Here is a 4878-nt window from a genome sequence, read left to right on the forward strand (position 1 = left end):
GATCACCACGGCGCCGTGGTCGAGGACGAACTCGCCGCGGTCGGCCGTGCTGACCTTGACCGGCTTGCTCGGGCGGCCCGACGCGCCGTTCGCGGCGGAGCTGGTGACCGGGGCGGCGTCGTCCTCGGCGAAGGACAGCGACGGGGCGTCACTGGCCGGGAAGGACTCCTCCGAAGCCTCGTCCATCTTGGTGTGCGGCGTGGTGTCCTCGCCGTCCACGTAGTCGTGGATCGACTTGCGGAACGCCGACTTCGCGTCCGACAGCTCGATGCGGTCCTGCGGGCGCTTCGGGCCGGCGATCGACGGGACGACCGTCGACAGGTCCAGCTCGAGGTACTCGGAGTAGGCCGCCTCGCGCGACGGGTCGTGCCAGAGGCCCTGCTCCTTGGCGTAGGCCTCGACCAGCGCGACCTGCTCGGCCGAGCGGCCGGTCAGCTTGAGGTAGCGGACGGTCTCGTCGTCGATCGGGAAGATCGCCGCGGTCGAGCCGAACTCCGGGCTCATGTTGCCGATGGTGGCGCGGTTGGCCAGCGGCACCTCGGCGACGCTCTCGCCGTAGAACTCGACGAACTTGCCGACGACGCCGTGGCGGCGCAGCATCTCGGTGATGGTCAGCACGACGTCGGTGGCGGTGACGCCGGCCGGGATCTCGCCGGTCAGCTTGAAGCCGACGACGCGCGGGATGAGCATCGACACCGGCTGGCCCAGCATGGCCGCCTCGGCCTCGATGCCGCCGACGCCCCAGCCCAGCACGCCCAGGCCGTTGACCATGGTGGTGTGCGAGTCGGTGCCGACGCAGGAGTCGGGGTAGGCCTGCCCGTTGCGGCTCATGACCGTGCGGGCGAGGTGCTCGATGTTGACCTGGTGCACGATGCCGGTGCCCGGCGGGACGACCTTGAACTCGTCGAAGGCGCCCTGGCCCCAGCGCAGGAACTGGTAGCGCTCGCGGTTGCGCTCGTACTCGATCTCGACGTTGCGCTCGAAGGCGTCGGGACGGCCGAAGACGTCGATGATCACCGAGTGGTCGATGACCAGCTCGGCGGGGGCGAGCGGGTTGACCTTGTCGGGGTCGCCGCCGAGGTCGGTGACCGCCTCGCGCATGGTGGCCAGGTCGACGACGCACGGGACGCCGGTGAAGTCCTGCATGATCACGCGGGCCGGCGTGAACTGGATCTCGATCGACGGGTCGGCGTTCGGGTCCCACGAGCCGAGCGCGCGGATGTGGTCGGCGGTGATGTTCGCGCCGTCCTCGGTGCGCAGCAGGTTCTCGAGCAGGATCTTCAGGCTGTACGGCAGGCGCTCGGCGCCCTCGACCTTGTTCAGGCGGAACACCTCGTACGAGGCGTCACCGACCTTCAGCGTGTCTTTGGCGCCGAAGCTGTCCTTGCTGGCGGGTGAGGTCACGTCTAACTCCAGTGGCGGGGACGCCGCTCCGTCGCGGCAGGGAGTCCCGGGTCAGTTCGGTCGGTTCGGTGGGGCGAGTCTTGCGCACCCCCACCGTAGGTCCGGAACGGGGATGGCACACCTCGCGGTGCTTCAAACAGTACGCGTGTCCTGTTTAACGGACAAGACGACACGCGGTGTGGGCTGCGCCATCTGATCCCGGGGTCCCTCAATGAGGGGAATTGGTGCCTACGTTGTGTAAGTTTCCGCTGATGCTTGTGATAGTGGTGTGACTGCAGTGACACGCGGTGTGCGCTGGTGAGCGGAGGTGGCGGTCTTGTTAGGACGGTGCCGGGATCCGAGGGCGCCGCGCGTCCGCCGGGGACTCAGCGTGAGCACGCTCACGCTCGTGATCTTGTTCGGCGCGGGCGGGACCGGCCTCGCGGTGCCCCCGCCCCCGCCCAACCCCAGCGACTCCGAGATCCAGGCCGGCAAGGCCGACGCCAACGCGAAGGCCGGTGAAGTCGGCCGGCTGACCAACCAGCTGGCCCAGGCCGAGCAGAAGCTGACCCAGCTGCAGGACGACGTCGAGCTCAAGCAGGAACAGGCCAACAAGGCCCTGGTCGACCTGCAGACCGCGCAGGACGACGCGGCGCAGGCGGAGAACGACGCGAAGGCCGCGCGCACCGAGGCGGACGCGGCTTCGTCGGCCATCGAGAAGGCCCGGGCCGACCTCCGGACGTTCGCCGCCGCGAGCTTCCAGCAGGGCAGCACGGTCGGGTCGCTCTCGGCGTACCTGAGCGCGGACAGCCCCAAGGACATGCTCGCCCGCGCGCAGTTGCTCGACGCCGTCGGCGGCGACCGGCTCAACGCCCTCGACCGGCTCCAGCAGGCCCAGACCGACAAGTCCAACAAGGACGCCGCCGCCCGCAAGGCCGCCGAGATCGCCCGGCAGAAGCAGGACGCGGCCCGCCGGGCGAAGAGCAGCGCCGACGCCGCGCGGACCACCGCCGAGCAGGCCCAGGACGGCCAAGCCGCCCAGAACGCCCGGCTCGAGAAGGACAAGACCGACGTCGAGCAGCAGCTCTACACCGCCCAGGCCAAGGTCAGCGGCCTGCAGGGGCAGCGGCAGCGGTACCAGGACTGGCTCGCCCAGAAACAGCGTGAGGACGAGGAACGCGCCCGGCAGGCCGCGCTCGCCGCGGCCGGGGGCGGCGGCCGTCCTTCGGGCCGGCCGGCACCGTCGGGCCCGGCCGGCACGTCGGTCGAGGCGGTGATCGCGCGGGCGCTGTCCAAACTCGGCATGCCGTACGCGTGGGGCGGCGGCAACGCGAGCGGCCCGACCCGCGGCATCCGCGACGGCGGCGTCGCCGACCGCTACGGCGACTACAACAAGATCGGCTTCGACTGCTCCGGCCTGATGATCTACGCCTTCGCCGGGATCCGGTCGCTGCCGCACTACAGCGGCTACCAGTACTCGTCGGGCCGGCAGGTGCCGCTGTCCCAGATGCGCCGCGGCGACCTGCTGTTCTGGGGTGGTCCGGGCGGCATCCACCACGTCGCGCTCTACCTCGGCGGCGGGCAGATGGTCGAGGCACCCCAGTCCGGCCTGCGGGTCCGGGTCGCCCCGGTGCGCTACGGCGGGATCATGCCGTACGCGACGCGCCTGGTCGGCTGACCGCCGCGGCCTTGAGCTTGCGCCAGCCGCCCGCGCGGTCTTGTTGCCGTGCCCGGCGGTGATCAGACGTTGCCCTCGAGCACGAAGTACGGCTGCCGGGTGCGCTTGATCGTCTCGGCGACCTCGGGGTCGGCCGCGTGCACCAGCTTGCGGACCTCCCGGCAGATCGCCTGCTGCCACGCGGGCAGGGCGTCGATGTAGGCGTCCACGCGTGGGTCGGCGACGTAGGTCATGGGACGAGTATCCGCGAAACCCGGTCGACGCGGTCGCCGTCCGGGCGACAGGATCGCCCGGTGGACGACGAACTGAACGCGCTGCGGCGCACCCGGATGCGCTGGAACACGCCCCTGTCCGAGCCGCACGCGGAGCTGCTGCTCGACCGGATGGCCCTGGCCGGCGGGCACCTCGTCGACCTCGGGTGCGGCTGGGGCGAGCTGCTGCTGCGGGCGCTCGACCGGGCACCGGGCCTGCGCGGGACCGGCGTCGACACCGACGAGACGGGGCTGGCGCGGGGCCGGGCGGCGGCCGCGGCGCGTGGCCTGGCGGCGGAGTTCACCTCGGCGGACGCCGCGACCTGGGACGTTCCGGCCGAACGGGCGTTCTGCATCGGTGCCGCCCACATCTTCGGCTCGACGAAGGCGGCGCTCGAAGCGCTCGCCCGGGTGGTGCGGCCGTCGGGCAGGCTGCTCTACGGCGACGGCTTCTGGGCGGCCCCGCCGGGCCCGGCGGCCCTCGAGATCTTCGGCCCGGACATGCTGACCTTGCCGGAGCTGCTCGACGCCGCGGCCGGCGCCGGCTGGCGCGTGCTGCACTTCAGCACCGCCGACCAGCTCGAATGGGACGACTTCGAGTCGACGTCGCGGGCCGGCTGGGCGGAGTGGCTGATGACCGCCCCGGACGGCCCGCGCGCCCCGGAGGTGCGGGAATGGCTCGACCGGCGGTTGCGGGAGTACGTCCGGGAGTACCGGGGCGTGCTGGGCTTCACCTACCTCGTGCTGGGCCGCTAGGGTGCCCCGGTGCGCTACGCGGGGATCGTGGTGGCCGGGGGTGCGGCCCGCCGGCTGTCCGGTGTGGACAAGCCGGCGCTGACGGTGGGCGGCAAACCGTTGCTGGCCCGCGCGATCCACGCCCTGGAGGGCGCCGAGAGGGTGATCGCGGTCGGCCCGCGGCGGCCCGGCTTCGACGTGGTGTGGACCCGCGAGCCGGTGCCGGGCACCGGACCGGTGGCGGCCCTGGCGGCAGGGCTGGTGTTCGTCCCCGACGACGTCGACGCGGTGGTGGTGCTGGCGGCCGACCTCCCGGGCGTCCGCCGGTCCACAGTGGACAGGCTGGTGGCGTCGATCGGCGACGGCGAAGGTGCGGTCCTGGTGGACGCCGCGGGGGAGCGGCAGTGGCTCCTGGGCGCCTGGCGCCTCGCGGCCCTGCGGGCGGCGGTCCCGGAGCAAGCGGAGAACGCGGCCCTGCGCCGGGTCCTGGGCGGGCTGAAGGTGACGGAGATCCCGGCGGAACGGGGCGAAGCGGACGACATCGACACCCCCGAGGACCTGCAGCGGCACCGGTGAGCTGAGCCGGGGAACTGGGGGTGCGGGCGGCCTCGGTGAGCTGCGCCGGGGCAAGTGGTCGGGTGGCGGCGGTGGGCGGGCGGCATCGGCCCGACCGAGGCCCGCGGGCAGCGCCGGTGCGGCCCGGGCGGCATCGGCCCGACCAAGGCCGGGCGGCGCCGGTGCGGCCCGCCGGCGGCCGGGCGGGGGCGATGATGCGGGCGGCCTGGCGCCTTGGAGCAGCTCGGGCAAGCCCGCTGGGCCGCGCCGCCGAGC

General features: G+C 73.0%; 5 protein-coding genes. 3 read left to right on the forward strand and 2 right to left on the reverse strand.

From position 1 onward, the window contains the following. A partial coding sequence (locus CCN39_RS34310; RefSeq protein ID WP_244211125.1) for an aconitase family protein occupies positions 1–1404 on the reverse strand: 1404 nt, incomplete at its 3' end. A 370-nt stretch (positions 1405–1774) separates the two neighbouring features. Here CCN39_RS34310 and CCN39_RS34315 point away from each other — a divergent pair. Next, positions 1775–3061 (forward strand): NlpC/P60 family protein, encoded by a 1287-nt coding sequence (locus CCN39_RS34315; protein WP_244211126.1) that lies wholly within the window; start codon positions 1775–1777, stop codon positions 3059–3061. 62 nt (positions 3062–3123) lie between these two features. Here CCN39_RS34315 and CCN39_RS49675 read toward each other — a convergent pair whose 3' ends face one another. After that, positions 3124–3294 carry a hypothetical protein gene (locus CCN39_RS49675; protein WP_244211127.1) on the reverse strand — a complete coding sequence of 57 codons (171 nt, stop codon included), beginning with the start codon at positions 3292–3294 and terminating at the stop codon, positions 3124–3126. 60 nt (positions 3295–3354) lie between these two features. Between CCN39_RS49675 and CCN39_RS34320 the strand changes: the two genes are divergently transcribed. Together CCN39_RS34320 and mobA are read left to right on the forward strand one after the other, a co-directional pair. Then, entirely contained in the window at positions 3355–4068 is a 714-nt protein-coding gene (locus tag CCN39_RS34320) for a class I SAM-dependent methyltransferase (protein ID WP_086849127.1), read from the forward strand. A 9-nt stretch (positions 4069–4077) separates the two neighbouring features. Then, positions 4078–4623 (forward strand): molybdenum cofactor guanylyltransferase, encoded by a 546-nt coding sequence (gene mobA, locus CCN39_RS34325; RefSeq protein ID WP_086849129.1) that lies wholly within the window; start codon positions 4078–4080, stop codon positions 4621–4623. The last annotated feature ends 255 nt before the right edge of the window (positions 4624–4878 follow it).

It is taken from the genome of Amycolatopsis kentuckyensis (genome assembly GCF_002155975.1).
Classification (GTDB): domain Bacteria; phylum Actinomycetota; class Actinomycetes; order Mycobacteriales; family Pseudonocardiaceae; genus Amycolatopsis; species Amycolatopsis kentuckyensis.